Raw genomic sequence first — 3603 nt, forward strand, 5'->3', positions numbered from 1 at the left:
CCGCGGCCGCCGGCGGCGGCCGGTTCGCGGACGGGGAGCGTGTCGTCGGCGGGGGCGCGGGGCGCCCACAGCCCGATCGGGGTCGCCGCGGCGGCCGGGGCGAGGGCCGTGCCGTGCTCGCGCAGTCGCGCCCAGGCGGTCAGCAGCCACGCCTCGGCGCGGTCCATCAGGGGCTCGAACCAGGGCAGGGCCAGCAGGACCAGCAGGCCGGCGGTCCAGCCGAGCGTCACGTCGCTCATCCAGTGCGTACCGAGGTAGACCGTGGTCATGCCGACGCCGAGCGCCAGCAGGGCGGCGGACACGGAGGCGATCCTGCGGGCCCGGGGCGTGGTGGCCAGGTAGGCGAGCACACCCCAGGTGACCACCGCGTTGGCGGTGTGGCCGGAGGGGAATATGTCGCCGCCCGCGAACATCTCGTTGGAGCCGATCGCGGTGGCGTAGTGCGGCCCGAGCCGCCCCATCCCTATCTTCGCGGCGCCCACGGTCGCGTTGAGCAGCAGCAGCGACGTGCCCAGCACCAGCAGCGGACGCAGCGTGCCGCGGCGGTGGCAGCACCAGCCCAGCCAGGCGGCCACGGCGACGGCGGTCGGGCCGCGCTGACCCAGGACGACGAAGTAGTCGAGGAACGTGTGGATCTCGGGCCACTGCTTGTACGGCCGGAAGAGCATGACCTGCCAGTCGAAACGCACCGGCCAGGACGTGGTGAGCACGCCGACCACGATCGCCGCGTAGACCACGGAGGTCGCCACGAAGATGCCCAGGCGGGTCCTGGTCATCCGCGGGCGCGGGGGCTCGGTCGGGCGCTCCTCCGCTGGGACGAGCTCGTCGTTGGTACGCACTCAATCGACGTTACATTGCGTGATGGGAGGGTCCGGCCGATCTCGCCGCTTTGTGATGACGATGTGATGTGGAATGCGTCTCAAACACGACTTTCGGCACGTTTGATGCGGCGCTTCCGGAAGCGCGTCCGGGGGAATAAGAAACACCTAAAGAAGGTCTTCCGAGCGGCCGCCGAGTGTGCGGAACATCCTTTAATTAAGTGTGTGCGGATGTTTATCGGTGGGCGGCGGGAGTTCCCCGCGTCATTTACCGGGTGGTCCGGCGGGCGAGCCCGGCACTCCGGCCGTGCGGTCTGATGATCGGAGCGGATCCGGGGCGCGACCGCTGGAAATGATCTTGAAAGGGTCAGGGCGGTCCGGAGCCGTTCAGCCAGAACGCTCCGTAACAGGCCGCCGCCAGTGCCAACCCGCCCGCCGTCGCCGCCGCCCGGACCGGGCGCGCCCGGGCCAGGGCCGCCGCGAGCGGCAGCAGCAGCGGGAAGGCCGGCAGCATCAGGCGCGGCTTCGAGCCGAAGTAGCCCTTCGCGGTCAGGGCAAGCAGCAGCACTGTCCCCGAGTAGACCAGCAGCGGCAGCGGCTGCCCCCGCCGCGCCCCGGCCACGTACAGCCACACCACCAGCACCACGCCCGCCAGCAGGCCGAGACCGGCCGGCCAGGCCGCGCCGGTGAACCGCCCGGCGACGAAGGAGCCGAACGCCACGCCGCCGTCGAAGCCGTTGCCCCAGCCGCCCTGCACGTCCAGGTAGCCGGCCGGGCCGCCGGTCCGCACGCCGACCCAGACGACGTAGCCGAGCCAGCCCAGTGGGGCCAGCGCCACCCCGAGCAGCATCCGGCGGCGCTCGGGAGGCTCCGGCCGCCGGTCCCGGCGCAGCAGGGTTACCGCCGCCGTGACCCACACGGCCGCGACCACCGCCGCGCCCACCGGCCGGGTCAGCCCGGCCAGCGCGGCGCACATCCCGGCCGCCGGCCAGCGGCCGGCCAGTACCGCGTAGAGGCTCCACGCGGCCAGCGCCGTGAACAGGGACTCCGAGTAGGCCATCGACTGCACCACGCCCACCGGCAGCGCGGCCCACAGCACCACCAGCGCGACCCCGGCCCGGCGGCCGTGCAGCCGCTCGCCGACCGCGAAGATGCCCGCGGCGGCGGCCAGCGACGCGACGGCGCTCACCAGCAGCCCCGCGTCCGCCGCCGACAGCGGCAGCACCGCCGACAGCGCCCGCTCCAGCCACGGCAGCAGCGGGAAGAAGGCCAGGTCGGAGTGGACCTTCCCGCCGGGCAGGGGCAGCGTGTAGCCGTAGCCGTCCTCCGCTATCCGGGAGTACCAGACCGCGTCCCAGCGTCCCGAGAGCAGGTGGTGCGCGTCCTTGCCGGTCGCCGTCCCCCACAGCGCGAGCACCGCCACCCCCAGCGCCCGGACCGCCGCGTACGCCAGCAGCGCCGGCGCCGCACGCCGGAGCACGCCGGAGGCGGTCCGGGCGGGGCCGGGCGCCGGTGCGGTGCGTATACCGGTGGGGCCGGAGGGGGAGGCGAGTTCGGTCACCGGCCAATTGTCCGGCATCCGGACCGGGCCCCCGCCCACCGCCGGGCCGGTGCCGCCGCCGGTGCTGCCGCCGGTCACCTGCCCGGACTCGCGTACGCTGTCGTCTCACTCGTCCCCCCGGCACCGCGGTCCACCGTCCCCCTCAGGTCCGCGACGCCCGCCGGGACCCGATACGGAGGTGGGTGAATGTCCGGAACGGCGACGGCCCGCCCCCGGTGGACCGCCGGTGTTCCCCGGCAGCGGCAGCGCACCGGAAGGCCCGGCCCCGGGGCCGGCGCCAACCGCTGGGCCGTGCTCGTCGTCCTCTGCGCCAGCCTGCTCCTGGTCGCCGTGGACGCCACCGTGCTGCACGTCGCCGTCCCGGCCGTCTCCGAGGACCTGCGCCCCGGCCCGATCCAGCTGCTCTGGATCGTCGACGTCTACCCGCTCGTCTGCGCCTCGCTGCTGATCCTCTTCGGCACGCTCGGCGACCGCGTCGGACGCCGGCGGGTGCTGCTGCTCGGCTACGCGCTGTTCGGCTGCGCCTCGCTGCTCGCCGCGGTCGCCGGCCGGCCCGAGGTGCTGATCGCCGCGCGTGCGCTGCTCGGCGTCGGCGGGGCGATGATCATGCCGGCGACGCTGTCCATCCTGCGGCAGGTCTTCCCCGACCGGCGGGAGCGGGCGCTGGCCATCGGCGTCTGGACCGGGGTGGCCGCCGTCGGCGCGGCCACCGGGCCGCTGCTGGGCGGGTTCCTGCTCGAACACTTCTGGTGGGGCTCGGTCTTCCTCATCAACCTGCCGCTGATGGCCGTCAGCCTCCCGGTCGGCCGCCGGATGCTGCCCGAGTCGACGGGCGACCGGAACGGGCCTTGGGACGTGCTCGGCGCGCTGATGGCCGCGTTCGGGCTCTTCGGCGTGGTCCTCGGAATGAAGCGGATCGGCGGCGCCGAGCCGCTGTCCCTGCTCACCCTGGTGCCCGCGGCCCTCGGTGTGGCGCTGCTCGTCCTCTTCGTCCGGCGGCAGCGGCGGCGCGAGCACCCGCTGGTGGACCTGGACCTGTTCGCCCGGCCCGCCTTCGGGATGTCCGTGGGCTGCATCGTGCTGGCCATGCTGGCACTGGTCGGCCTGGAGCTGGTCGCCGCCCAGTACCTCCAGCTCGTCCTCGGCCTCACCCCGCTCCAGACCGGGCTGCGGCTGCTGCCGCTGACCCTCGCCGCGATGGCCGCGGGCCTGGCCGGCTCGCGC

Annotated in this window: 3 protein-coding genes; 1 reads left to right on the forward strand and 2 read right to left on the reverse strand. The window is 74.4% G+C overall.

The genetic code is table 11. From position 1 onward, the window contains the following. The coding region (locus JNW98_RS33905) for a phosphatase PAP2 family protein (protein WP_223772132.1) at positions 1-839 on the reverse strand (839 nt) is incomplete at its 3' end. Between the two features lie 346 nt (positions 840-1185). Beyond that, positions 1186-2397: a glycosyltransferase family 39 protein gene (locus tag JNW98_RS33910; protein WP_263421502.1), complete on the reverse strand. Its 1212-nt coding sequence runs from the start codon at positions 2395-2397 to the stop codon at positions 1186-1188. Between the two features lie 168 nt (positions 2398-2565). Between JNW98_RS33910 and JNW98_RS33915 the strand changes: the two genes are divergently transcribed. Beyond that, on the forward strand, positions 2566-3603 hold a 1038-nt coding region (locus JNW98_RS33915), incomplete at its 3' end, for an MFS transporter (protein ID WP_223772134.1).

The organism is Streptomyces huiliensis (assembly GCF_020037025.1).
Taxonomy (GTDB): domain Bacteria; phylum Actinomycetota; class Actinomycetes; order Streptomycetales; family Streptomycetaceae; genus Streptomyces; species Streptomyces huiliensis.